Origin of the sequence: Nocardia sp. CDC159 (genome assembly GCF_023740735.1) — a bacterium.
GTDB classification, from domain to species: Bacteria; Actinomycetota; Actinomycetes; order Mycobacteriales; family Mycobacteriaceae; genus Nocardia; species Nocardia pulmonis.
This window is the reverse complement of the sequence record NZ_JAMRXH010000015.1, coordinates 72,949-96,470: the sequence shown is the minus strand read 5'-3', so window position 1 is coordinate 96,470 and position 23,522 is coordinate 72,949. Positions and strand designations below refer to the sequence as shown.

Below are 23,522 nucleotides of genomic sequence, written 5' to 3'. Positions count from 1 at the left end.
CGATATCGGTCCACCGCTTGATCCCCCGCGAAGCGACCCTAGGGGACGAACCCGGCAATCGACGGCACTCCACGCCGGAGAAACCGGCCGTACGTTCAAAAATCCTGGGGGACATCTCAGGATCCGCGCCTACAGTGGGAGCGAACGAATCTCGAACAGGATTGTCGCCGTGAAGTTTTCGATCAATCCCCGCACCGTCGCGCCCGTTCTCGCCGCCGGACTGCTCGCCCTCGGCGCCGTGTCGGCGCCGGCCGCCCTCGCCGGAGAACCCTCCGGCCCCCTCCCCGGCGGAGGCGATTCGGGCTGGACGGTCGATCAGAATGGGGAATACCGCTACCAGAAACCGGACCGGAAGCCTTCCACCACCAAGACCCCGTACTACGCCAACTGCGCGGCGGCCCACGCGGCGGGCGTAACCGTGCTCTACGCCGGACAGACCGGATACGGCGCCCATCTCGATCCCGACCTCGACGGTATCGCCTGCGAGGTCTGGGAGAACTAGTCGGCCTCGAAGCGCAGCACGGTCGCACCGATGCGGATCGCGTCACCGTCGGTCAGCATGGCGCCGCTGTCGATCCGGCGATCGTTGACGTAGATGCCGTTGGCCGACTGCAGATCCCGGATCAGCAGACCGGCCCGACTGGGCTGGACATGCGCGTGATAGCGGCTGACCTTCGGGTCGTCGAGCACCAGATCGTTATCGGTCATCCGGCCGATCCGCAGGCCGCCCTGGGGAATCGGCGCGGTGCGCCCGCCGGGCAGCAGCAACCGGCCGCCGCGGGCCGGGCGCGGATGTTCGGTCACCGTCTCGGTCATCGCCTTGGCCAGCCGCTCCACGGCGGCGATCTCGCGAATGTCCAACGGCTCCTGGCGCAGCACCCGCTTCTCCAGCTCGATCAGCGCCGGACCCGGGTCGATGCCGAGTTCGTCGGCCAGCACCGCGCGCACCCGCCGACACGCGTCCAGGGCGTCGGCCTGGCGGCCGGACAGGTACAGCGCGGTGATCAGCTGCACCCACAGCGGTTCACGCAGCGGATGGGCGGCGGTCGTCGCCAGCAGCTCGCCGATCACCGATGCGGCCCGGCCGCAGGCGATCTCGGCGTCGATGCGGGCCGAGGCGGCGAGCAGCCGCTCCTCGTCCATCGCCGCGGCGAAGGCGTCGGCGAACTGCAGTCCGGCCAGATCGTCGAGCGCCCGGCCGCTCCATTCGTCGAGGGCCGCACCGAACAGCCGCGCGGCGCGTTCGTGCGCACCGACGGCCGCGGCCTCGGCGCCGGCGCGCCGGGCGAGATCGAAACGCCCCAGATCGCAGGCGTCATCCGGAATGTCGAGGCGATAGCCGGACGATTCGGTGCGCAGCACGCTCGCCGGATCCACCCCCGAATTGCGCAGCGCCTTGCGAATATTCGAAACGAACACCTGCAGGCTGGCCAGATAGGCGTCCGGCGGCTGCTCGTTCCACACCAGATCGGCCAGCGCCTGCGAGGACACCGCGCGGCGGCGATTCACGGTGAGCGCGGCCAGCAGCGCCCGCGGCTTCGGTCCGCCGACCGGTACGGGTTCGCCGTCGACCAGCAGCCGCACCGGGCCCAGCACCCGGACGTCCAGGACGCCACTCATATGTTCACGAAATCAGTCGTTGGGTAGGTCGGCAAGACATGCGAGTGCGGCCGGTGTTCGCACCGGCCGCACCCTTGAACTCCTCGACTACTTCGCGCTGACGGACTTGCCCGACGACTTCAGGTCGTTGCACGCCTCCACCACGCGGGCGGCCATATTGGCCTCGGCCTTCTTCAGGTAGCTGCGCGGGTCGTAGACCTTCTTGTTGCCGACCTCGCCGTCCACCTTCAGCACACCGTCGTAGTTGGAGAACATGTGCGCCGCGATCGGGCGGGTGAACGCGTACTGGGTGTCGGTGTCCACGTTCATCTTCACCACGCCGTAGCGCAGCGAATCCTCGATCTCGGACTTCAGCGAGCCCGAACCGCCGTGGAAGACGAAGTCGAACGGCTTGGCGCCCTCCGGCAGGCCCAGCTTGGCGGCGGCCACGCGCTGGCCCTCGGCCAGCACCTCCGGGCGCAACTTCACATTGCCCGGCTTGTACACGCCGTGCACATTGCCGAAGGTGGCGGCCAGCAGGTACTTGCCGTTCTCACCGGCACCCAGGGCGTCGATGGTCTTCTCGAAGTCCTCCGGCGAGGTGTAGAGCTTCTCGTTGATGGCGTTCTCGACACCGTCCTCCTCGCCGCCGACGACGCCGATCTCCACCTCGAGGATGATGTTGGCTGCGGAGGTCTGCTTCAGCAGTTCCTTCGCGATCTCCAGATTCTCATCGATCGGCACCGCCGACCCGTCCCACATGTGCGACTGGAACAGCGGGTTCTGCCCGGCCTTGACCCGCTCCTGCGAGATGGCCAGCAGCGGGCGCACGAAGGTGTCCAGCTTGTCCTTGGGGCAGTGGTCGGTGTGCAGCGCGATGGTGACGTCGTAGCGGGCGGCCACCACGTGCGCGAATTCCGCCAGCGCGACCGCGCCGGTCACCATGTCCTTCACGCCCTGGCCGGAGCCGAATTCGGCGCCGCCGGTGGAGAACTGGATGATGCCGTCGCTGCCGGCCTCGGCGAAACCGCGGATCGCCGCATTGATCGTCTCCGATGACGTGCAGTTGATCGCGGGGAAGGCGAAGGAGTTCTCTTTGGCCCGACCGAGCATCTCGGCGTAGACCTCCGGAGTCGCGATGGGCACTGCAGTGACCTCCGTGTGTGCGGCGTTGGACGGTTCTGTCAGGTCATACCCTAATTTCCCGAGGTATTCCTGTGGAAGGCACCCCGGCGAAGAGCATGCCGGGGTCAGGGGGTGGAGCCGCCCTGGGGACAGGGGGTGCAGCCGCCTGGGGACAGGGGCGAACGCGCTGCTGCCCTGTGAGGTTGCCCTGACGTTCTGTGCGATAGCGGGGTGCCCGGTACTGTGGTGCCCGTGACCTTGCTGGCCATATCTGATGCTGTCGCGAGTAGCTCCGGAATCAAAGCGCTGCTCGACCCCATGCACCTCTTGACGGAGACATGGCTGAAAAATGCCGTGCTCCCGGCCATCCTGGTCATCGTCTTCATCGAGACAGGGCTGCTGTTTCCGATCCTGCCGGGCGATTCGCTGCTGTTCACCGGCGGCCTGCTCGCCGCGCAGACACCCGCCCCGGTCTCGATCTGGGTGCTGGTGCCCGCGGTGTCGGTGGTCGCGGTCCTCGGTGACCAGACCGCCTACTGGATCGGGCGGGCCATCGGCCCCGCGCTGTTCCACAAGGAGGACGGGCGCTTCTTCAAGCAGCGCTATGTCACCGAGACGCACGCCTTCTTCGAGAAGTACGGGCCCAAGACCATCATCCTGGGCCGATTCGTGCCGATCGTGCGCACCTTCATGCCGGTGCTGGCGGGGGTGTCGAAGATGGACTACCGCAAGTTCGTCACCTTCGACATTCTCGGCGGCCTGCTGTGGGGCGGCGGTGTGACCATCCTCGGCTACTTCCTCGGCAACGTCGCCTTCATCCGCGACAATGTCGAGGCGATCTTCCTGGTCATCGTGTTCGTCTCGATCCTGCCGGGCATCATCTCGATCGCGAAGAAGCTGCGCAATCACGAACCGGTGCTCGAGATCGAGGAAACCCCCGTCCCGACGAACGAACCCACCCGCTGACGCCTTGTCCACCACGCCGCTACCCCTCGCGCTGGGCGGACTGGATCCGCTGCAGTCGGCCGGGCCGGCACTCGTCTGGACCGTTGTCATCGTCTTCGTGTTCCTCGAGTGCGCACTGATCATCGGCCTGTTCCTGCCGGGCGATTCGATGCTGCTCACCGCGGGCATCGTGCTGGCCTCGCATGCGACCGGACACGCCCAGGTCTGGGGGCTGGCGATCGCCACCATGGTCGCGGCGATCGCCGGTAACCAGGTCGGCTATGTGATCGGCGCCCGCACCGGCCACCATCTGGTGGCCCGGAAGAACGGGCGATACATCAACGCGCACAACCTGAACCGGGTGAGCGAGCTGCTACGGCGGCACGGCTTCCTGGCGGTGCTGGTGGCGCGCTGGATTCCCTGGGTGCGCACGCTGTGCCCGCTGGTGGCGGGCGCGGCCGGGATGGACCATCGCCGATACACCATCGCCAGCTCGATCGGCGCGGTGATCTGGGCGCCGGTGCTGCTGCTGGTCGGCTACTACGCGGGCGGATTTCTCGATCGGGTGTCGTGGCTGCTGCCCTCGGTGATCGCCACGCTGGTGGTCGGCCTGATCGCCGGAACGATTCTCGGGATTCGCCAGTACCGCATCGAAATGTCGCGGCCGGCCGAGGATTTCGACGTCGAGGTGACCCAGCCGATCCCGGTCGTCGGCGACCAGCACGCCGATATGACGAACAAGTAGGACCTCAGAACCCGGCGGCCGTGACCAGGTGCGCGGCCTCCATCAACATCCACCCCGACAGCTGCACCGACAGATCCCGCTCGGGCGTGCGCGAGGCGGTCACCGAGCCACCGGCCGTGAAGTAACCCGCCCCCTTGGTGCCGGTGGGCAGCCGGGCGGGCTCGGCCCAGTTGTGACCGAACAGCGGGTCGCCCTCCACCTCCAGCCGATGTTCCCAGGCCGCGCGGGCCGAGGCGGTCACGATCGCGGCCGCGCGACGGCGGGTGGTGTCCTGATCGGCCGACTCACCCGGCAGCATGATCGCCACCAGCGCGAGGTAGCGGGCCAGGATGCCGTTGAACAGGCCGCCGTCGCCACCGCCACCCCCGGCGACGATGCCGCCCGTGGTCATCCGATCCTCCACCGCGCGCAGCAGTCGCTGTACCCGCTCGATATGTCGGAAATCGCCGGTGTGCACGGCCAATTCGGTCTCCAGGCCCAGCACCACGCCCTGGCAGTAACTGAACACCGGCCGCTCGATCTCGCCGGAGGGCAGGTGGATGCCGTCCAGGATGAGATCCGATTCCGGATCGCGCAGCGTCTTGTCCAGCCAGTCGGCGATATCGGCGGCCCGGTCGTAGTGGCCGAAGCGGGCCAGCGCGATGGCAGCCGGGCCGTTGGCGGGCGCGTTGTAGTAATCGGAGTTCTTGCGCCACGGCAGCGCGCCGATCTGCACCCGATAGCCCGAGACCAGCTCCTTCTCCAGCGCGATCAGCCCGCCGCGCACCTCGGTGACGCCCTGATTGCGCTCGGCCCGCTCCAGCGCCAGCGCCAGCCAGGCCATATCGTCGTAGTAGTTGTTGGTCCAGCCGGTGAGGTTGCGCAGCCGGTGCGTGCGCGCGACGGCGGCGATGCGGCGCTTGCGCGCCGGGGTGGGCTCGCGATTGGCGGCGTCGACCAGGCAGTCGAGCAGATGCGACTGCCACCAGTAGTGCCAGGAGGCGAAGGCGCGTTCGCGGCGAGTCGCGGGCCAGCCCACCACGCCGAGCTCGGTGCCCGGGGTCGCCCACAGGCGGCGTAGATGCCGGGCGACGATCGCGGATTCGGCCTTGTCGGCGCGCTGGCCCCAGACCTCGGCAGTGGGTTCGGCGGGGTGATCACTCCGCGAAATCATGGGTCAATGGTGCCAGCCCGTAACCGCGTCCGCGCCCGATTTGTTACCCGGATGTGTCGGGACCGCGATCCGGCCGTCCCGCCGCCCGATGCAGGCGTGCCGCGACCGTCCGGCACCGCTCGCGAAACGCGGCGGGCCGCTCGATGACGAAGTCGGCGTCGAGCAGGGCCAGATTGACCAGCAGCCATTCGAAGGAATCGACCCAGGTGGTGACCGAGCAGCGGTCCGGACCGATCGGTTCGACGACGCACTCCTGGAACTTCAGCGCGTCGGCGACCGCGTCGGCGCGGGCCTCGACGGTGACGACCGCGCGGTGCCGGGGCGCGGTCTGCGCGGCGTGCAGATAGGCCGCGCCCGATTCGGCCGGAAGCGGCCGGGGCTGGAAGGTCGTTCCCACAACCGTGATCTCGTCGATGCGGTCGAGCCGAAATGTGCGCCAGTCGGCCCGGTCGACGTCCCAGGCCAGCAGATACCAGCGCAGATGGCGATAGACCTGGCGGTACGGTTCGACCCGGCGGCGGGTGGTGTCGCCGCCGCGGGCAGTGTAGGTGAAGGTCACGTGCTCATGCCGCGCCGCGGCCGCGGCGAGCCGGGCCAGCACCTCCGGATCGATCGGCGGTGCGGCGAGCGTGGTCGCCTCCAGCGTGCCGCGCAGCGCGGTTGCCCTGGCGCGCAGGCGTTTCGGGAGCAGCTGGTCGATCTTGCCGAAGGCGCGATCGGCGGCCCCGCCGATGCCCGGGGTGTCCGCGGCGGCGAGGATGCCCAGTCCGACGATGGTGGCGATCGCCTCGTCGTCGTCGAAGACCATCGGCGGCAGTGTGGCGCCCGCGGAGAGCCGATAGAAGCCGCCGGGGCCTGGTTGGGTCGTCACCGGGTATCCGTACTCCCGAAGGCGTTCGATGTCCCGGCGCACGGTGCGCGGGCTGGCGCCCAGCCGCTCGGCCAGTTCGGCGCCGCTGAACCGTCGGCCGGTCTGCAGGTAGGCCAGCAGCTCGAGCATGCGATGGGTCACATCGGACATGAGATCGATTCTCCCGGAAATGCGGCCAGAACCTGGCCACATCTACTTTTAGGGTCGGTGATATGGACCAAGTGACGAGGCAGAACGAGGCGGCCATCCGAATTCGCGGCGCGCGGACCAACAATCTGCGCAATGTCGACATCGATGTGCCCCGGCGGCGCCTGGTGGTCTTCGCCGGAGTGTCGGGATCGGGCAAGTCGTCGTTGATGTTCGACACCATCGCGGCCGAGGCGGGGTATCAGGTGAACGAGACCTACCCGCCGTTCGTGCGCAATCGGCTGCCGCGCTGGGAGCGGCCGGTGGTGGACCTGATCGAGGGCCTGTCGCCGGTGGTGGTGATCGACCAGAAGCGTCTGGGCGGCAATGCCCGGTCGACGGTCGGCACCATCACCGACGCGTATACCTATCTGCGCCTGCTGTTTTCGCGGGTCGGCGAGCCGTTCGTCGGCGAGTCGAACCACTTCTCGTTCAACGACCCCAAGGGCATGTGCCCCACCTGCACCGGCCTCGGCGAGGTGCTCGCCCCCGATGTGGACAAGCTCATCGATCCGAAACTGCCGATGTCGGCGGGGGGCATCCTGATGCCCGGCTTCAGCGAGGGAAAGTACTGGCTGCGCCGTTATCTCGGGTACCAGCAGTTCGACGGGGACAAGCCGCTGGGCGAATGGGACCGCAAGACCCTCGACGCCCTGCTGCGCGGCGGCAAGGCGGCCGAGCGGCTGGGCCTGCCGAAGGACTACGAGAGCGTGCTGGAGCTGTTCGGGCGCATCTACCTGCACACCTCCGACAACCTGTCCGAGCGCAAACAGGCCGTGCTGGACCGCTTCACGCGTTCGGAGGTCTGCCCGGACTGCCACGGCGAACGGCTCGAGCCCGCGGCCCGCTCGGCGAAGGTGCTGGGCCGCACCATCGGCGAGATGAGCCGGATGGAGGTCGAGGAGCTGGCCGATGTGATTGTGGGCGTGCGGGATCCGGAGGTCGCGCCGGTGGTGTCGGCACTGCACGACAAGCTCGCCGCCATGGCCGCGATCGGGCTGGGCTACCTGTCGCTGGCCCGCCCGACGACCACGCTGTCGGGCGGCGAATCCCAGCGCATCAAGACCGTGCGGCACCTGGGCTCGAGCCTGATCGAGATGCTCTACATCTTCGACGAGCCCACCGTCGGCCTGCATCCGCACGATGTGCGCTCCACCATCGAACTGCTGAAGTCGTTGCGGGACAAGCGCAATGCGGTGCTGGTGGTGGAGCACGATCCGGATGTCATGCGCGAGGCCGACCATATCGTGGAGATGGGCCCGCAGGCGGGTGCGGCGGGTGGCCGGGTGATCTACGAGGGCGACTTCCGCGGGCTCGCGAAGGCCGACACCCCCACCGGCCACGCGCTGCGGTCGCGGCGCAAGCCCCGGACGCCCCGCGTGCCGACCGGCAAAGTGCGCATCGAGAACGCCACCCGCAACAACCTGCGCGAGGTGAGCGTGGACATTCCGACCGGCGTGCTGACCGTGCTGACCGGTGTGGCCGGATCGGGCAAGTCGAGCCTGGCCGCCGAACTGGTGGCCCAGCATCCGGCGACCATCGTCGATCAGCGCCCGGTCGCCACCAACCGCCGCTCCACCCCGCTCACCTACTCCGGTGTCGCAACCCCCATTCGAAAGCTGTTCGCGCGCGAGAACAATGTGAGCGCCCAGCTGTTCAGCGCCAACTCCGCCGGGGCCTGTCCGGTGTGCAAGGGCGTCGGCGTGATCTACACCGACCTGGCGTTCATGGAGGGTCAGGAGACCGTCTGCGAGGCGTGCGGCGGTCGCCGCTTCACCCCCGAGGTGCTCTCCTACACCGTCGACGGGCTGAGCATCGCCGACGTCGACGATCTGACCGTCGCCGAGGCCGTGCGCCGGTTGCCCGATCCGGCCATCGCCCGGGCTCTGCGCCAGCTCGACGAGGTCGGCCTCGGCTATCTGCGCCTGGGCCAGTCGCTGACCACGCTGTCCGGCGGCGAATGCCAGCGCCTGAAGATCGCCAAGGAGCTGACCCGCCCCGAACGCCACGACCTGTACATCCTCGACGAACCCACCACCGGCCTGCACCTGTCGGATATCGACCGGCTGCTGAGCGTGCTCGACCGGCTGATCGAACAGGGCAATACGCTCGTGGTCATCGAGCACAATCTCGATGTGATCCGCGCCGCCGACTGGATCGTCGACCTCGGCCCCGGGCCGGGCCGCCGCGGCGGCCGGGTGGTTTTCGAGGGAACCCCGGAAGAGCTTGCCGCATGCGAGGATTCGGTGACCGGGGCCGCGCTGCGCGAGGGGTAGACCGCTACCAGGCCGTGGTCAGATCCGCATGCTGGCGGATCCAGGCATGCATGGCGATTCCGGCCGCCACCCCGGCGTTGATGCTGCGGGTCGAGCCGAACTGGGCGATCGAAACCGTCATGACCGCGGCCTGTTTCGCGGCATCGGTGACACCCGGACCCTCCTGACCGAACAGCAGCAGGCAGTTGCGCGGCAGGCGGGCGGTCTCCAGCGGAACCGAGCCGGGCACGTTGTCGACCGCGACCACCATCAGCTCCTCGCGTTCGGCGAACGCCAGCAGGTCGGCCACCTCCGGATGATGCTCGATGCGCTGGTAGCGGTCGGTGACCATGGCGCCGCGGCGATTCCAGCGGCGGCGGCCGACGATGTGCACGGCCGCCGCGGCGAACGCGTTGGCCGTGCGCACGACCGTGCCGATGTTCGCGTCGTGGCCGAAGTTCTCGATCGCGACGTGGAAGGGGTGCCGCCGGCGGTCGATGTCCTCGACGATCGCCTCCCGCCGCCAGTACCGGTAGGCGTCGACCACATTGCGCCGATCGCCGTAGGCCAGCAGCTCCGGATCCAACCGCGGATCGTCCGGCGGCGGCGTGCCGAACTCGTCGGCCCACGGCCCGACGCCGTGCGGATGCTCACCCCATTCGGTGGGGCCGGGCAACTGATCCTCGGGCACGGCGGTGCTCATGCGGAGTAGGAGGTTCCCACGACGGCCACCATGACGATCGCGTACAACACCAGGAAGACGATCGAGGCGATCATCAGAACGGTCGACACGATGCCCAGGATGTAGCCGATCTGCACATTCGTGCGCCCGCCCAGCATGCCGCCCGAGGCGTCGATCTCGCGCAATGCCTTGCGCCCCATCACCCAGGCGAACGGCGCCACCAGACCGCAGAAGAATCCGAGAATGCCCAGCACGAGGATGGTGGTCGCCTGGGGATGTTCCTGCTGTCGATACGGCATGTAGCCGTGGCCGTACGGCGGCGGGGATGGGGGATAACTCACGGGCGTCATCGTAGCGGCGGATAGGCTCGTCCCAGCCAGGTGTGGCTGGCCCCACCACGGATTCGGTGGGCTGCTCCCTCGTCCGAAGACCGCCTCCCGACCAGCATGGAAGCATGACCGAGACCTTCGCCCAACCGACCGTCGCGCTCGAGCCCGGCGAGCCTGCCGCGACGCGGGTGATCCGTGCCGTGCTGCGCGCGCCGTTCGAGGCCCGAACGTGGCGGGAGCTGGCCTATCTGATCGTGGCCGCGCCGCTGGGCTTCCTCGCCATGGTGTACGTGCTGGTGGCGTATCCGGCCAGTCTCGCCCCCTCGATCTTTCTGCTCGGCATTCCCACCGCACTGGTGTTGCTGAGCGGACGGGTCTGGGGCCGCGTCTATCGCGCCCTCGCCGCCAAACTGCTGGCCACGCCGATGCCCGCGCCGCCGCCGTTCGCGCCGCGGCCGGGGCTGTTCGGCTGGTTCCGCAGCGTGCTGACCGACGTCACCTCGTGGCGGGCGCTGGTATTCCTGGTCGGTGAGGTCGCGCTCGGGCTGTTCGGCGGTTACTTCGTGCTCGTCGTCATCGCGATGATGGTGTTCACCGCCATCTCGGTGATCCCCTGGGCGCTGTTCCACCCGATCAACGTCGATCCCCAAGGCGTGGAACGCCATTCGCTCGCCCAGTTCGGCGACTTCTATATCGACACCTGGCCCCGGGCCCTCGGGCTGTCCGCCCTCGGCGTGCTCGCCTGCTTCGCGCTGCCGTGGCTGATCCGCGGCATGTGCTGGCTGCATCGGGTGCTGGCGCTGGCGCTGCTGACCCCGACCGGTTCCGACCGGCGCGTGGCCGAACTGCGGGAGAGCCGCCGCGCCGCCGTCGACAACTCCGCCGCCACCCTGCGCCGACTCGAACGCGATCTGCACGACGGCACCCAGGCCCGGCTGGTGACGATCGCCATGACCCTGGGCCGCGCCGAGGAGCGCATCGCCGAGGGCACCGATGCCACCGAGCTGATCGCCGACGCCCGGGCCAGCTCCAAGGAGGCGCTGACCGAACTGCGCGAGCTGGTGCGCGGAATCCATCCGCCCGCACTGGAACTCGGCCTGGAACCGGCGCTGGAAACCCTGGCCGCGCGCTGCGCCGTGCCCGTCGAGCTGCGGGTGCTCCTGCCGCAGCGGCCGTCGCCCGCCATCGAGGCCATCGCCTACTTCTCGGTCGCCGAGCTGCTGACCAATGTCGTCAAGCACTCCGGGGCCGACCGGGCCTGGGTCTCGGTGCTGCCCGCGGGTCCCGACACCATGATGGTCGGCGTGCGCGACAACGGTCGGGGCGGCGCACTACAGCCGACCGAGTCGAACGGGAATGCCGTTGTGGCGGGCGGTCTTTCGGGCCTGGCTGCGCGGGCCCGCTCGGTCGACGGAACCCTCACGGTGGACAGCCCGGTGGGCGGACCGACCGTCATCACCATGACTCTTCCGATTGCGGGACCACAATGAATTCACCAGCCAACCCCCTGCGCATCGTGATCGCCGAGGACAGCGCCATCCTGCGCGACGGCCTGGCCGGACTGCTCACCGATCGCGGTCACGAGGTGGTCGAGATGGTCGGCGACGCGACTCGTCTGAGCGAGGTCGTCGCCGAACACCGACCCGATGTCGCGGTGGTCGACGTGCGGATGCCGCCCTCGTTCACCGACGAAGGCCTGCTGGCCGCCATCGAACTGCGCCGGAAGTTTCCCGACACCGGGGTCCTGGTGTTCTCGCAGTGGGTCGAAACCCGCTATGCCACCGAACTTCTCGCGGGCGGGGCGAGCGGGGTCGGCTATCTGCTCAAGGACCGGGTGGCCGATGTCCGGGAGTTCGTCGATGCCCTACGCCGGGTCGCGACCGGCGGCACGGCCCTGGATCCGGAGGTGGTGAGTCAACTGATGGGCGCCGCACGGCAGCAGGATTCGCTGACCCGACTGACCCCGCGCGAACGCGAGGTGCTCGAGCTCATGGCCCAGGGCCTGTCCAATGGCGCGATCGCCCAGGCGCTCACCGTCACCGAGCGGGCGGTGGAAAAGCATATCGGCAATATCTTCCTGAAACTGGAACTGCCGCCGTCGGATATGCATCACCGCAGGGTGCTGGCCGTGCTGCGGCTCAAGTCGTAACCATGTCCGGCCCGCCACGCCTATTCTGGAATTCTCCGAAGCGGCGGTGGAGGGGTCATGGACCACGCGCGCATACTTCGCACCGTGCTCGGCGTGACCGTCGGGTACCTGATGATCCTCGGACTCTGGCTGGGCTGGGTCGTGCATCGCACCCCACCGGGCACGCTGCCGTATCAGCTGGTCGCGCTGGTGGGTCTGTTCGGCTCCTGCGTCGGCCTGGGGATGCTGCTGGCGCAACGACCCTCGCGCGCAGATCGTCGGCTGCTGCGCCACGGCCTGGAGGGCTGGGCGACCATCGAGGCGGTTCATCCGCTCGCCCCGACCGACCACCACACCGAACTGGCCCAGTTGGATCTGCGGCTGACCGTGCCTGGCGCGGAACCCTACCGGGGCACGATCGTCTACGACGTCGCGCCGATCGACAAGCCGAGAATCACCGTGGGCGAGACGATTTCGATACGCGTCGATCCCGCCGACCGCGATCGCATCATCCTCTGCCTCTAGCCGCCGCGGTCAGCTCTCGTGCGCGCGCGGGTCGGTCAGCAGATATTGGGCCGCGGCGTAGGTCGACAGGATCACACCCTCGGTCACCCGTCGCGACCGGGCGCTGCGCGCGAACAACCGGCGCAACACGATCAGCCCGTCGGAGAGCGTGAACAGCAGCGCGCCGAGGCCGAGTCGGCTGCGCGCGTCCCGGCCCGGAACATTCATCCCCGCAACGGTTTTCGCCGCCGGAGCCAGTTCGGGATCGGAGGCCAGCACGGCCGCCGTGCCCAGCGTGGCCCCGTAGGCGGCCAGCGGCGCAACCAGATTCGGCGCCTTGACCCGCAGCAGCGCGGCCGCCCCGAACCAGGCCGCCACCCGCGGCGCGGCCACCGCAACCCGCGGCCGGGCTCCGCGCCGCAGCCACAGCGCCGCGTAGCCGGCCTGCATCACCGCGAAGGACGAGGCCCCCGCGACCAACCGGCGATCGTCGTCGGGATCGATGAGCAGTACATCGCCGACCGTCGCGGCGGCCAGTGCACCGAGCAGCAGCGCGCGATCGGCCGGGGCGAGCGCCCGGCCACCGTGCCGGACATCGGCCGCCAGTAGCGGCATCAACAGCGGCTTCGAGAACCACTGCAGCCGATCGCGACCGGTGACGGCGCCGAGAACGGTCACTGCCGCGGCACCGGCATAGGCCGCGCGGAGGGGTCGGGGCATGGGCTCAGAAGCTGGGCTCGATCGGGGCGGGCGGCAGCGTGACCACCTGGCCCGCATAGCTGAGCCCCGCGCCGAAGCCGAGCACGAGCGCCAGCTGCCCGCCCTTGGCCTTGCCGGTGACCAACATCTCCTCCATCGCCAGCGGAATCGAGGCGGCCGAGGTGTTGCCGGTGTTCTCGATGTCGTTGGCCATCGGAATGTCGTCGGCGAGGCCGAGGTTCTTCTTCATCAGCTCGTTGATCCGGGCGTTGGCCTGGTGCGGGATGAAGACCTCGATATCGTCCTTGGCCACCCCGGACACCTCGAGCGCGGTCGACAGCGCCCGCGGCAATGTGACCGCCGCCCAGCGGAACACCCGCTGCCCCTCCATCCGCAGCGACATCCGGCCGATCGGATCGACGGCCGGATCGGTGCCCTGCATGGCCTGGGCCTTGTTCATGAATTCCAGGAAGTCGACGTCCTGCGCGATCGCCTCGGCGTTCTCCCCGTCGCTGCCCCATACCGTCGGGGAGATGCCGTTGTCCTCGCTCGGCCCGACCACCACCGCGCCCGCACCGTCGCCGAAGATCATCGCGGTGCCGCGGTCGGTCGGGTCCAGGCCCACGGTCATCGTCTCCGCACCGATCACCAGCACGTACTCCGCCGATCCGGCGCGAATCAGGTCGGCGGCCACGCCCAGGGCGTAGCCGAAACCGCCGCAGCCGGAGGTCAGATCGAAGGCGGGAATACCGTTGATGCCGAGGTCGTAGGCGACCGAGGGGGCCCCGTGCGGGGTCAGCTTCAGCCAGCTGGAGGTGGCCAGGATCAGGGTGCCGATCTTGGCCCGGTCGATTCCGCTGTTGACGATCGCCCGCTCCCCAGCGGCCGCCGCGATCGTGCGCAGCGTCTCGTCGCCGCTGATCCAGCGCCGGTTCCGGATGCCGGTGCGCTCGAAGATCCACTCGGGAGTCGAGTCCAGCACCTCGCACACCTCGGCGTTGCTGACGATGCGCTTGGGTCGGTAGGCGCCGATGCCGAGCATCGCCACATTCTCGCGCCCCCGGTTGATTGCAATGCTCACCACGGTGCTCACACGACCCTTCACCACTGACGGACCAACATCGTCCAGGCTAACCCAGCGAGCTGGGTCGGCCCAGCGCAGATGCGTATCTCACGGTTCAGCCGAGCGCCAGATCCTTCAGCCCGAGGATCGAGCGGTACTCCAGTCCCTCGGCGGCGATCACCTGATCGGCGCCGGTTTCGCGATCCACCACCGTGGCCACGCCGACCACGGTTGCCCCAGCGTTGCGGAGCGCCCGCACGGCGGTCAGGGGCGAATTGCCCGTCGTGGTCGTATCCTCCACCACCAGAACACGTTTACCGGCCACGTCCGGACCCTCGATCTGGCGCTGCATGCCGTGCGTCTTGGCGGCCTTGCGCACCACGAACGCGTCCAGCGGACGGCCCGGCGCGTGCAGCATGGCCAGCGCCACCGGATCCGCGCCCATGGTGAGCCCGCCCACCGCGTCGAACTCCCAGTCCGACACCAGCTCCCGTAGCAGCTTGCCGATCAGCGGGGCGGCCTGGTGCTGCAGCGTGGCCCGACGCAGGTCCACGTAGTAGTCGGCCTCCTTCCCCGACGACAGGATGACCTTGCCGTGCACGACGGCGAGCTCGCGCACGAGCTCGGCCAATCTATCTCGGTCAGTGGTCGACTCGATCATGTATGTGTCCTTCCGCGTGCGTTGAACATGCCTCGGATGAGGCGGCCCTGGACGGACCGCGGGAGCAGTCCGGCGACCGCCGTCAGCGCTTTGTACTGCACACCGGGCACGCTGATCACCCGGTTCTTCTCCAGGTCGCGCAGCGAACCGGCCACGACCCGATCGGCGCCGAGCCACAACGGTTTCGGCAACGACGACACCTCGATACCGGCACGCCGGTGGAATTCGGTCCCGGCCGGTTCCCCGGCCGGCCCCTCGGTAAAGAATATGACGTTGGCCTTCACGATCGATCCCCTGGCGGGGCGATCGTCGGCGGCCGCCCGGCGGCCGTGAGTTCCATCACGGCCGCGGCGTTCGACGCCCGCTGGGCAGCGGTCTGCCCCAGGCCTGAGGTGGGTCCGGTGCCGAGGGCGACGGGACGGGTGGTGCCGGGCAGACGCGCGGCGGGTGGGGTCACCGGGGTGCGGGGCCCTGATACGGGCGGAATCCCGGGTGGAACGGGCCGCCGGGACGATCGGGCAGTTCGTCCTCGACGAAGCTGTCCTCGAATTCGTCGGCGGCCGAATCGTCCCCGTCCTCGGGTAGCTCCTCGGCCGGGGGCCAGTTGCGCCGCACGCGGTTGCGCGGATCGGGCACGACCGCCAGGGCGGGGCGGCGCGGCGGTTCCGGATCGGTCTCGCCCGCGATGTCCTTGACGAGCGGGGTGTAGTCCTCGGCGTCCTCGTCCCGATATTCGTAGCGGTAGTTGCTGTCCTCGTCGTCGTCCGGTTCGGGCGCGGACTTCGGGGGCAACACCCGGGCGGCGCCGGACGGACGGGACGGGATCTCGTCGGATTCGGGCGCGGGATTCGAGCGACCGCGCGGGCGGCTCGGTTCGGCGTCGTCGGACTCCGCGCGGCCCTTCTCCCCAGCCACCGGCGGCAGCACGTGCAGCAGGCCCGACAGCCGCAGCACCGCGTCGATGGCCGCCTCCCAATCCTTCGAGGAGGTGCCGACCGGCAGCATGCCCAGCGACCAGTTGCCCTCGCTCCACAGCTGCTGCACCGTCTCGGGCAGCGTTTCGATGAACGCGACCATGCGCTGATCGACGGCGTGACGGGCGATATCGGGATTGGTGGCGAAGACGACCCGATCACCGATCGCGCCGAGCAGTTCCAGATCGGCGTCCTTGGGCGGTGCGGCGGTCTTGAGGCGCAGATCGATATCGATATCGGAACCGATGTGGCGGCGCACCGCGACCAGCGTCGCCGCGTCCTCCAGATCGAACAGCACGAACTTCTCGCCGCGCCGGTTACCCGAGACCACATCGACCGCGGACAGATAGCCGAGTTTGGCCATCGCACCGCGTCGCCACGTCGAGGCCAGCGACGGCTCGACCGAGACATAGGTGTAGCCCTGCGATTTCGCCCACACCTGACGCACGTGACCGGTCCGCTGCCGCTGGAGCCGATCGAAATACAGCAGCACGATCGCACCAATCAGTGCGATCGCCGCCAGCCCGAACCACATCGCCGTCATCGCCATCGATGTCGAGTCTAGAACCAGAGTCCGCAGTGAGGCGGCTTCGCATCCCCTGTGTTCGTGTCGGGATCAGCGCGGACCGGACAGGGCGGTGCTGATGATGATCTTGGCGAGGATCGAGCCGTCGGGGGTTTTGTCGCCCTGGACCACCACCATATCGCCGGGGTGCAGGTCGGCCACCCTGCCCGAACCCGACGAGACCACTTGGGTTTTGGCGTCGGTGCGGACGGTGACCTGCTCGCCGAGCAGCGAGTCGATGGTGAGCGTGACGCCGTCGTTGGCGGCGATGGTGCCCATGGTCGCGCCGAGGTTGTCGATATCGCCGAGGCCGGGCAGCGGGGGCACGCTGGGCGGCGTGCCCGGAGTGCGCGGCGGCGGATTCAGCGGAATCCGGGTGGACGGGGCCGAGCGGGTGGTGGTGGTGCCCGCAGCGGACGAGGAGGTGGAATCGCCGCCGCCCGCCAGCAGCATTCCCACCGCGACGCCGCCCAGCACGACCAGCACCAGGATCGCCAGCGTGAGGGCGATCCACAGCCCGGTCCGATTGCGCCGCGGCGGCCGCGGCGGCACCCCGGTCGGCGGGTGGATCCCGCCCGGCGGCGGCGCGCCGGGTGAATTCCATTGCTGCTCATAGGTTCCCGGCGCGCCGTAGCCGCTCTCGTAGGCGCCCCACTGGGTGTCGTAGGCGGGCAGCTCCCGGGTGGCATTGGGGCCGGGCGGCTGACCGAAATACTGATACGGCTCGGTCGCGGCGACCCCGTACCCGTACGCCTCCGAGTACTCCGTCGTATGCAGTTGCCGCTCCTCCGGGCGGCCCGACGTCCCGACCTGTTCGGTCGGCGCATCGGGCGAAGCCGGTCGCTGCGCCCACGGGTCGCTCGGATTCGTCATGCGAACCAGGGTAGGTGCAGTTTCGGATTACATCAGGAAACAACGGCGAATGCCGCACCCCACCGGGGGTGCGGCATTCGTTCAGCGACCCACGATCAATCCGTCGCCGTTCGGCGAGACGTTGACCTTCACCAGATCGCCGTCGGCGACCTCACCGGCCAGCAGTTCCTTGGCCAGCGAATCACCGATCGCCTGCTGGATCAGCCTACGCAGCGGACGAGCGCCGTAGACCGGGTCGTAGCCGCGCACGGCCAGCCAGAACCGCGCCGAATCGCTGACATCCAGCTTCAGCCGCCGCTGCGCCAGGCGCTTCTGCAGCTGCGCCAGCTGAATGTCGACGATGTCCTCGAGCTGCTCCTCGTTCAGCGCGTGGAACATCACCACATCGTCGAGCCGGTTGAGGAACTCCGGTTTGAAGGCCGAGCGCACCGCGTTCATGACGTGGTCCTTGTCCCCACCCGCCCCCAGGTTGGAGGTGAGGATGAGAATCGTGTTGCGGAAGTCGACCGTGCGACCCTGGCCGTCGGTCAACCGGCCCTCGTCGAGCACCTGCAGCAGGATGTCGAACACGTCCGGATGGGCCTTCTCGATCTCGTCGAACAGCACCACCGTATAGGGCCGCCGCCGCACCGCCTCGGTCAGCTGACCGCCCTGGTCGTAACCGACGTAGCCGGGCGGCGCGCCGACCAGGCGAGCCACCGAATGCTTCTCGGAGTACTCGCTCATATCAATGCGGATCATGGCCCGCTCGTCGTCGAACAGGAAGTCCGCCAGCGCCTTCGCCAGCTCGGTCTTACCGACACCGGTCGGGCCGACGAACATGAACGAGCCGGTCGGCCGGTTCGGGTCGGCGACCCCGGCCCGGGCGCGGCGCACGGCATCCGAGACCGCCGCGACGGCCTCCCGCTGCCCCACGACCCGCTTGCCCAGCTCCTCCTCCATGCGCAGCAGCTTCTGGGTCTCGCCCTCGAGCATGCGGCCCACCGGAATTCCGGTCCACGACGACACCACCTCGGCGATATCGTCCGGGCCGACCTCCTCCTTGAGCATGACCTGCCCATCCGGCGCGGCACCGGCCTTGCGCTCGGCCTCGGCGAGTTCCTTCTCCAGCTGCGGGATTCGCCCGTAGCGCAGTTCCGCGGCCTTGCCCAGATCACCATCGCGCTCGGCGCGCTCGGATTCGCCCTTCAGCGATTCCAGCTGCTCCTTGATGACGCGCACGGAGTCGATGGCCTGCTTCTCGTTCTGCCAGCGGGTCATCAGCTGGCTGAGCTTCTCGCGGTCGTCGGCCAGTTCGGAGCGCAGCTTCTCCAGCCGCTGCTTGGAGGCCTCGTCGGTCTCCTTCTCCAGCGCCATCTCCTCGATCTCGAGGCGGCGCACCGCGCGCTCGATCTCGTCGATCTCCACCGGCCGCGAGTCGATCTCCATGCGCAGCCGCGAGGCCGACTCGTCGACCAGGTCGATCGCCTTGTCGGGCAGGAACCGCGAGGTGATGTAGCGGTCGGACAGCGTGGCCGCGGCCACCAGCGCGGAGTCGGTGATGCGCACGCCGTGGTGCACCTCGTAGCGCTCCTTGAGCCCGCGCAGGATGCCGATGGTGTCCTCCACCGACGGCTCACCGACCAGTACCTGCTGGAATCGGCGCTCCAGCGCCGGATCCTTCTCGATGTGCTGGCGATATTCGTCCAGCGTGGTCGCGCCGACCAGGCGCAGCTCGCCGCGGGCCAGCATGGGCTTGATCATGTTGCCCGCGTCCATCGCCGATTCGCCGGTCGCGCCCGCGCCGACGATCGTGTGCAGCTCATCGATGAACGTGATGATCTGTCCCGCACTGGATTTGATCTCCTCGAGGACGGCCTTGAGCCGCTCCTCGAATTCGCCGCGGTACTTCGCGCCCGCGACCATCGCGCCCAGATCGAGCGAGATCAGCCGCTTGCCGCGCAGCGACTCCGGCACGTCACCGGCGACGATGCGCTGGGCCAGGCCCTCGACGATCGCGGTCTTGCCGACACCGGGCTCGCCGATCAGCACCGGGTTGTTCTTGGTGCGGCGACTCAGCACCTGCACGACGCGGCGGATCTCGGTGTCGCGGCCGATGACCGGATCGAGCTTGCCCTCGCGCGCGGCGGCGGTCAGATCCGTGGAGTACTTCTCCAGGGCCTGATAGGTGCCCTCGGGGTCGGCCGTGGTGACGCGCGCGTTGCCGCGCACGGTCGTGAACGCCTCGCGCAGCGCGTCCTTGGTCGCGCCGTACTTCAGCAGTAGCTGGGAGATGTCGGAATCGCCGTCGGCCAGCCCCACCATCAGATGTTCGGTGGAGACGTATTCGTCGCCGAGTTCGGTGGCCAGTCGCTGGGCGGCGGTGATGGCGGCCAGGGCCTCGCGGCCGAGCTGCGGGGTCGTGGTCGCGCCGGTCGCGCGCGGCAGCCGGTCGACGATGTCCTGGGCCTCGCGCCGCACCGTTGCCGGGTCGACGCCGACGGCCTTCAGCAGGGGGGCGGCGATGCCGTCGGTCTGATCCAGCAGCGCCACCAGCAAGTGCCCCGGGCGGATCTCCGGGTTACCCGCGGCCGAGGCCGCCTGCAGGGCGGCGGTCAGGGCCGCCTGGGTCTTGGTGGTGGGATTGAACGAGTCCACTGTCACCTTCCTACTAGTCGCTTCCGACAGATCCAACGTCGTAGGAGTTGAGTCTGTTCCGCTCAAGTCTGGAAAATTTCCGCGTTCTCCGCAATGCCCGCCTCGTCCGGCCCGAATCTACGCGCCGAGACAAACCGACAACCCTCGCTTACGTAACGATCCGGTCGATCCCCCTTACGATGTGCCAGACCGTCCGAATTGTCCTTACCCACGCTGAGCAGGCTTTTTCCTTCGGAAAGGATCGGCGAGACGATGCGCGCGATGGTGGTACGCGAGTTCGGCGGTGTCCCGGAACCCTCCGAGATGCCGACCCCCGACGCGGGTTCGGGTCATATGCTCATCCGGCTCGCCGCCGCCGGACTCACCACCTACGACCGCATGCTCATCGACGGCCTGCTCGCCGACGAACTGCCGCACGACTTCCCGATGATCCCGGGCATCGACGGCGCCGGAACGGTCTCGGCGATCGGCTCGGATGTGACCACCTTCGCCGTCGGCGACCGCGTGGTCGGCACCTTCCTCGCCCCGCGCGTCGGCCACGGCAGCTTCGCCGAGTACACCACCGCGCCCGCGGACGGCACGATCGCCCGCATCCCCGACGGCATCGGCACCGTGCAGGCCGCGGCCCTGCCCACGGCCGGACTGACCGCGCAGCGCCTGGTCGACGCCGCCGGCCTCACCCCGGGACAGTGGGTGCTGATCAACTGCGCCGCCGGGGACGTCGGAACGTTCACCATGCAGCTGGCCGCCACCGCGGGCGCCCGGGTGATCGCGGTCGCCCGGCCCGAGGACACCGACCGGATGATCCGGCTGGGTGCGACCGAGGTGGTCGATTACATCGAGGCCCCCGTCGTGGATCAGCTCCGGGACCGCCACCCCCACGGCGTGGACGTGCTGTTCGATCCGGTCTCCACCCCGGCCACGCTGATCCACCTGAGCCGGGTCGTGCGGGCGGGTGGGCAGGTCTACAGCACGGTCGGCGCCGTCGATGTCGAGGCATTGCGGGCCCGCGGGCTACAGGGCTGCAACATCGAACCCACCGGCGACGCCGCCGAGCTGCGGCGGGTGCTGCAGCGGGTGGTCGCGGGCGATATGGTGGTCCCCGTCGACATCGCCCGTCCGCTCGTCGAACTCCCGCAGATCCTCGATCTCGATGACCGCTCCGGCAGGGCAGTGCTCGTCATGTGATGAGCTGTGGCTTACTCAATCACCCCATAACCGAGCGACTGCGGATAATTCCTGGATACTTGACGCGAAGGACCGCCGAGCGGCGTGCGGTCCCCGGGCAGATGCATGCAGAAAGGAAGCTCGACGTCGTGGATGCGCGTTCGGCAGCGCTGGTCCGCGCCAACTTCCGGTCGATACTCGAGGCGCCCAACGGGCCCGAACGGTTGATCAGCGCGTTCTTCGGTCATATGTTCGCCGAGAATCCCCACCTGCGTGAACTCTTCCCCCCCGCCATGGACATGATGCCGAAGAAGGTGGTCACGGCCATCCAATTCGTGCTCGATCATCTCGAGGACTGGGACCGGGCGCAGCGGTTCCTGGAGCAGTTGGCCCGCGATCATCGCAAGTACGGGGTCGAGGCGGCGCACTACGACATCGCGGGGCGGGCGCTGGTGGCCGCGTTCCGCACCTATCACGGGGCGACGGGCTGGAGCCGGGAGCTGGAGGAGGGCTGGCGCGATATCGGCATCCTCATCTCCGCCTCGATGGCGATCGGCGCGAATTCGGACAAATCGCAACCGTATTGGGAGGCCACGGTGGTCGGGCACCGCCGCGTCCTCGATGATCTGGCGATCGTGCGGTTACAGTCGGAGAGTCCGATTCCGTATCAGGCCGGACAGTATGTTCCGGTGTCGATTCCGCAGCGGCCGAAGATGTGGCGCTACCTGTCCCCGGCGATTCCCACGAATCCGTACGGGGAGATCGAGTTCCACGTCCGCAAGGTGCGCACCGGCTGGGTGAGCCCGGCCATCGTGAACGAGACCCAGGTCGGCGACAAATGGTCGATCGCGGGACCGCTGGGCGCGCTGCACGTGGACCGCGACAGCGGGCGCGATGTGCTGATGATCGGCGCGGGCACGGGCGTGGCCCCGCTGCGCGCGCAGCTGATCGAGATGGGGCGGCGCGGGATGAATCCGCGGGTGCACTTCTTCATCGGCGGCCGCTACCCCTGCGATCTCTACGATGTGGAGAACATGTGGCAGCTGTCGCTGAGCAATCCGTGGCTGACCGTGGTTCCGGTGTGCGAGAACGAATCCAACCCGTGGTGGCATCCCTATCCCCCGGCCGATCCGCCGTTCGGCATGCACCGCAGACTCATCGGTAATCTGGGCGCGGTGGTTGCCAGCTTCGGCGCCTGGGCCGACCGGCAGATCCAGATCGCCGGCTCGGCCCGCATGATCGCCGACACCAAGCGCGCCCTACTGGCCGTGGGGACGCCGGAGTCGATCATCATGACGGATCCTGTGTGATGTCGGCGAAAAGCGTGCCGACATCACACAGGAAAAGGGATAGGGCGAAAGCGCTCGGGCCCCACCGGAACTACGGAGCCGAAGCGCACGAGCCCCACCGGAACGAGGGAGCCGAAACGCACGAGCCCCACCGGAACGAGGGAGCCGAAACGCACGAGCCCTCCACAGGAACGAGGGGGCGGAAGCGCTCGGGCTGCCCACGGGAACAGTGGGTGGGCGGAGGCGTTGCGTACAGGAACAGCGGGGAACGGGAAAGGCAAGGGAGAGCGTGACGTTGGACCCCGGCGCGACCGGTGAGATCCGGCTCGATGCGCAGGAGTGGACCTCGACCGTGGTCGGTCATCATCGGCTGCGCCACGACATCGCGGTGATCCGGCTCATCGGAGAGTTCGTGCCGTTCGTGGCCGGACAATCGGTGGAGGTGCAGGTGCCGCAGCATCCGGGGCTGCGGCGGCGGCTCTCACCCGCGCTGCCGCCCTCGCTGGACGGCAAGTTGGAATTCCATGTGCGCACGGTGCCGGGCGGCTGGTGCAGCGGCTCCATCGTGGCCGACACCCGGCCGGGCGACGAGTGGCGGATCAGCGATCCGGGCGGTTGGCTCTCGGTGGACGACTGGGCCACCGATGTCGTGATGATCGCGGGCGGAACGGGTTTGGCGCCGCTACGCGCCCTGCTGCTCGAACTGGCCCGCCGCCCCGAGCCCCCGCGCACCCATCTGTTCGTGGGCGGTCGCTCCCCGCGCGACCTCTACGCCTCGGACATGCTGTACCTGCTCGCGGGCGATATGCCCTGGCTCACGGTGGTTCCCGTGGTCGAATACGCCGACGATCCGAACTGGGTCGACGAGTGGTACGAGAACAGCCGGGTGGACATCGGTTTCGACGTCGACGAAATGCTCGAGGGCACCCTCCCCGAGGTCATCGGCGATATGGGCCCGCTACTGCACCACCAGGTCCTGGTCTGCGGCTCCCCGGGCATGACCCGCGCCACGGTGGACCGGCTCATCCAGACCGGCACTCCGGCGGAAGCCATTCGCTACGAAGGACTTTGA

The 23,522-nt window shown here is 68.7% G+C and carries 23 protein-coding genes; 10 read left to right on the top strand and 13 right to left on the bottom strand.

Annotated elements, in window-relative coordinates:
- Window positions 1-169: 169 nt before the first annotated feature.
- The gene (locus NDR87_RS27950) at window positions 170-502 is read left to right on the top strand and encodes an excalibur calcium-binding domain-containing protein (protein ID WP_251916314.1); all 333 of its coding nucleotides are present in this window, start codon (window positions 170-172) and stop codon (window positions 500-502) included.
- On the opposite strand, the gene NDR87_RS27945 is transcribed toward NDR87_RS27950, so the two are convergent.
- Together NDR87_RS27945 and fbaA are read right to left on the bottom strand one after the other, a co-directional pair.
- A complete protein-coding gene (locus tag NDR87_RS27945; protein ID WP_251916312.1) occupies window positions 499-1,620 on the bottom strand; it encodes a BTAD domain-containing putative transcriptional regulator in 1,122 nt (373 codons plus the stop codon). The genes NDR87_RS27950 and NDR87_RS27945 overlap by 4 nt on opposite strands.
- Window positions 1,621-1,707: 87 nt before the next feature.
- On the bottom strand, window positions 1,708-2,745 hold the full coding sequence (fbaA, locus tag NDR87_RS27940) for a class II fructose-bisphosphate aldolase (protein WP_251916310.1): 1,038 nt from the start codon (window positions 2,743-2,745) through the stop codon (window positions 1,708-1,710).
- A 246-nt stretch (window positions 2,746-2,991) separates the two neighbouring features.
- Here fbaA and NDR87_RS27935 point away from each other — a divergent pair, with 246 nt between their 5' ends.
- Together NDR87_RS27935 and NDR87_RS27930 are read left to right on the top strand one after the other, a co-directional pair.
- Complete coding sequence (locus NDR87_RS27935) at window positions 2,992-3,690, top strand: VTT domain-containing protein (protein WP_251916534.1); 699 nt, start codon at window positions 2,992-2,994, stop codon at window positions 3,688-3,690.
- A gap of 4 nt (window positions 3,691-3,694) precedes the next feature.
- Complete coding sequence (locus NDR87_RS27930) at window positions 3,695-4,414, top strand: DedA family protein (protein WP_251916307.1); 720 nt, start codon at window positions 3,695-3,697, stop codon at window positions 4,412-4,414.
- 4 nt (window positions 4,415-4,418) lie between these two features.
- Here the strand turns inward: NDR87_RS27930 and NDR87_RS27925 are convergent, their stop codons facing one another.
- Both NDR87_RS27925 and NDR87_RS27920 read right to left on the bottom strand, forming a co-directional pair.
- Complete coding sequence (locus tag NDR87_RS27925; protein ID WP_251916305.1) at window positions 4,419-5,567, bottom strand: glycoside hydrolase family 76 protein; 1,149 nt, start codon at window positions 5,565-5,567, stop codon at window positions 4,419-4,421.
- A gap of 43 nt (window positions 5,568-5,610) precedes the next feature.
- Window positions 5,611-6,588, bottom strand: a complete 978-nt coding sequence (locus NDR87_RS27920) for a YafY family protein (protein ID WP_251916303.1) — start codon at window positions 6,586-6,588, stop codon at window positions 5,611-5,613.
- Between the two features lie 62 nt (window positions 6,589-6,650).
- Here NDR87_RS27920 and NDR87_RS27915 point away from each other — a divergent pair, with 62 nt between their 5' ends.
- Window positions 6,651-8,900 carry an excinuclease ABC subunit UvrA gene (locus NDR87_RS27915; protein ID WP_251916301.1) on the top strand — a complete coding sequence of 750 codons (2,250 nt, stop codon included), beginning with the start codon at window positions 6,651-6,653 and terminating at the stop codon, window positions 8,898-8,900.
- Between the two features lie 4 nt (window positions 8,901-8,904).
- On the opposite strand, the gene NDR87_RS27910 is transcribed toward NDR87_RS27915, so the two are convergent.
- Both NDR87_RS27910 and NDR87_RS27905 read right to left on the bottom strand, forming a co-directional pair.
- Window positions 8,905-9,582, bottom strand: coding sequence for a TrmH family RNA methyltransferase (locus NDR87_RS27910; protein ID WP_251916299.1), 678 nt, complete (start codon window positions 9,580-9,582; stop codon window positions 8,905-8,907).
- Window positions 9,579-9,902, bottom strand: a complete 324-nt coding sequence (locus tag NDR87_RS27905; protein WP_251916297.1) for a DUF4190 domain-containing protein — start codon at window positions 9,900-9,902, stop codon at window positions 9,579-9,581. The genes NDR87_RS27910 and NDR87_RS27905 overlap by 4 nt, the downstream gene beginning before the upstream one ends.
- A gap of 113 nt (window positions 9,903-10,015) precedes the next feature.
- Here NDR87_RS27905 and NDR87_RS27900 point away from each other — a divergent pair, with 113 nt between their 5' ends.
- From NDR87_RS27900 to NDR87_RS27890, 3 genes are read left to right on the top strand one after another with little or no spacing between them, the layout of a single operon-like run.
- The gene (locus NDR87_RS27900; protein ID WP_251916295.1) at window positions 10,016-11,380 is read left to right on the top strand and encodes a sensor domain-containing protein; all 1,365 of its coding nucleotides are present in this window, start codon (window positions 10,016-10,018) and stop codon (window positions 11,378-11,380) included.
- The gene (locus tag NDR87_RS27895; RefSeq protein WP_251916293.1) at window positions 11,377-12,039 is read left to right on the top strand and encodes a response regulator transcription factor; all 663 of its coding nucleotides are present in this window, start codon (window positions 11,377-11,379) and stop codon (window positions 12,037-12,039) included. The genes NDR87_RS27900 and NDR87_RS27895 overlap by 4 nt, the downstream gene beginning before the upstream one ends.
- 57 nt (window positions 12,040-12,096) lie before the next feature.
- Window positions 12,097-12,543, top strand: a complete 447-nt coding sequence (locus tag NDR87_RS27890; RefSeq protein WP_251916291.1) for a hypothetical protein — start codon at window positions 12,097-12,099, stop codon at window positions 12,541-12,543.
- Window positions 12,544-12,552: 9 nt separating this feature from the next.
- On the opposite strand, the gene NDR87_RS27885 is transcribed toward NDR87_RS27890, so the two are convergent.
- The 7 genes from NDR87_RS27885 to clpB form a co-directional block, all read right to left on the bottom strand.
- Window positions 12,553-13,242 carry a lysoplasmalogenase gene (locus tag NDR87_RS27885; protein ID WP_251916289.1) on the bottom strand — a complete coding sequence of 230 codons (690 nt, stop codon included), beginning with the start codon at window positions 13,240-13,242 and terminating at the stop codon, window positions 12,553-12,555.
- A gap of 4 nt (window positions 13,243-13,246) precedes the next feature.
- Window positions 13,247-14,305: a beta-ketoacyl-ACP synthase III gene (locus NDR87_RS27880; RefSeq protein ID WP_251916287.1), complete on the bottom strand. Its 1,059-nt coding sequence runs from the start codon at window positions 14,303-14,305 to the stop codon at window positions 13,247-13,249.
- 94 nt (window positions 14,306-14,399) lie between these two features.
- Complete coding sequence (gene pyrE, locus NDR87_RS27875; protein ID WP_251916285.1) at window positions 14,400-14,945, bottom strand: orotate phosphoribosyltransferase; 546 nt, start codon at window positions 14,943-14,945, stop codon at window positions 14,400-14,402.
- Window positions 14,942-15,229, bottom strand: coding sequence for a hypothetical protein (locus NDR87_RS27870; RefSeq protein ID WP_251916283.1), 288 nt, complete (start codon window positions 15,227-15,229; stop codon window positions 14,942-14,944). The genes pyrE and NDR87_RS27870 overlap by 4 nt, the downstream gene beginning before the upstream one ends.
- A 169-nt stretch (window positions 15,230-15,398) precedes the next feature.
- On the bottom strand, window positions 15,399-16,469 hold the full coding sequence (locus NDR87_RS27865) for a hypothetical protein (RefSeq protein WP_308212158.1): 1,071 nt from the start codon (window positions 16,467-16,469) through the stop codon (window positions 15,399-15,401).
- Window positions 16,470-16,535: 66 nt separating this feature from the next.
- A complete protein-coding gene (locus NDR87_RS27860) occupies window positions 16,536-17,357 on the bottom strand; it encodes a DUF5666 domain-containing protein (RefSeq protein ID WP_251916281.1) in 822 nt (273 codons plus the stop codon).
- An 81-nt stretch (window positions 17,358-17,438) separates the two neighbouring features.
- Window positions 17,439-19,994 (bottom strand): ATP-dependent chaperone ClpB, encoded by a 2,556-nt coding sequence (gene clpB, locus NDR87_RS27855; RefSeq protein ID WP_251916278.1) that lies wholly within the window; start codon window positions 19,992-19,994, stop codon window positions 17,439-17,441.
- A gap of 261 nt (window positions 19,995-20,255) precedes the next feature.
- Here clpB and NDR87_RS27850 point away from each other — a divergent pair, with 261 nt between their 5' ends.
- The 3 genes from NDR87_RS27850 (at window position 20,256) to NDR87_RS27840 (ending at window position 23,522) form a co-directional block, all read left to right on the top strand.
- Window positions 20,256-21,182, top strand: coding sequence for an NADP-dependent oxidoreductase (locus NDR87_RS27850; protein WP_251916276.1), 927 nt, complete (start codon window positions 20,256-20,258; stop codon window positions 21,180-21,182).
- A 128-nt stretch (window positions 21,183-21,310) separates the two neighbouring features.
- Window positions 21,311-22,471 carry an FAD-binding oxidoreductase gene (locus NDR87_RS27845; protein WP_251916274.1) on the top strand — a complete coding sequence of 387 codons (1,161 nt, stop codon included), beginning with the start codon at window positions 21,311-21,313 and terminating at the stop codon, window positions 22,469-22,471.
- A 268-nt stretch (window positions 22,472-22,739) separates the two neighbouring features.
- A complete protein-coding gene (locus NDR87_RS27840) occupies window positions 22,740-23,522 on the top strand; it encodes an FAD-binding oxidoreductase (protein ID WP_251916272.1) in 783 nt (260 codons plus the stop codon).

Bases quoted from the DNA above. Each gene is read 5' to 3' on its own strand.
- NDR87_RS27945 (WP_251916312.1), bottom strand. From the start codon at position 1,620: ATGAGTGGCGTCCTGGACGTCCGGGTGCTGGGCCCGGTGCGGCTGCTG.
- NDR87_RS27865 (WP_308212158.1), bottom strand. From the start codon at position 16,469: ATGGCGATGACGGCGATGTGGTTCGGGCTGGCGGCGATCGCACTGATT.
- NDR87_RS27920 (WP_251916303.1), bottom strand. From the start codon at position 6,588: ATGTCCGATGTGACCCATCGCATGCTCGAGCTGCTGGCCTACCTGCAG.
- NDR87_RS27910 (WP_251916299.1), bottom strand. From the start codon at position 9,582: ATGAGCACCGCCGTGCCCGAGGATCAGTTGCCCGGCCCCACCGAATGG.
- NDR87_RS27915 (WP_251916301.1), top strand. From the start codon at position 6,651: ATGGACCAAGTGACGAGGCAGAACGAGGCGGCCATCCGAATTCGCGGC.
- NDR87_RS27890 (WP_251916291.1), top strand. From the start codon at position 12,097: ATGGACCACGCGCGCATACTTCGCACCGTGCTCGGCGTGACCGTCGGG.
- NDR87_RS27925 (WP_251916305.1), bottom strand. From the start codon at position 5,567: ATGATTTCGCGGAGTGATCACCCCGCCGAACCCACTGCCGAGGTCTGG.
- NDR87_RS27860 (WP_251916281.1), bottom strand. From the start codon at position 17,357: ATGACGAATCCGAGCGACCCGTGGGCGCAGCGACCGGCTTCGCCCGAT.
- NDR87_RS27850 (WP_251916276.1), top strand. From the start codon at position 20,256: ATGGTGGTACGCGAGTTCGGCGGTGTCCCGGAACCCTCCGAGATGCCG.
- NDR87_RS27885 (WP_251916289.1), bottom strand. From the start codon at position 13,242: ATGCCCCGACCCCTCCGCGCGGCCTATGCCGGTGCCGCGGCAGTGACC.
- NDR87_RS27895 (WP_251916293.1), top strand. From the start codon at position 11,377: ATGAATTCACCAGCCAACCCCCTGCGCATCGTGATCGCCGAGGACAGC.
- pyrE (WP_251916285.1), bottom strand. From the start codon at position 14,945: ATGATCGAGTCGACCACTGACCGAGATAGATTGGCCGAGCTCGTGCGC.
- NDR87_RS27900 (WP_251916295.1), top strand. From the start codon at position 10,016: ATGACCGAGACCTTCGCCCAACCGACCGTCGCGCTCGAGCCCGGCGAG.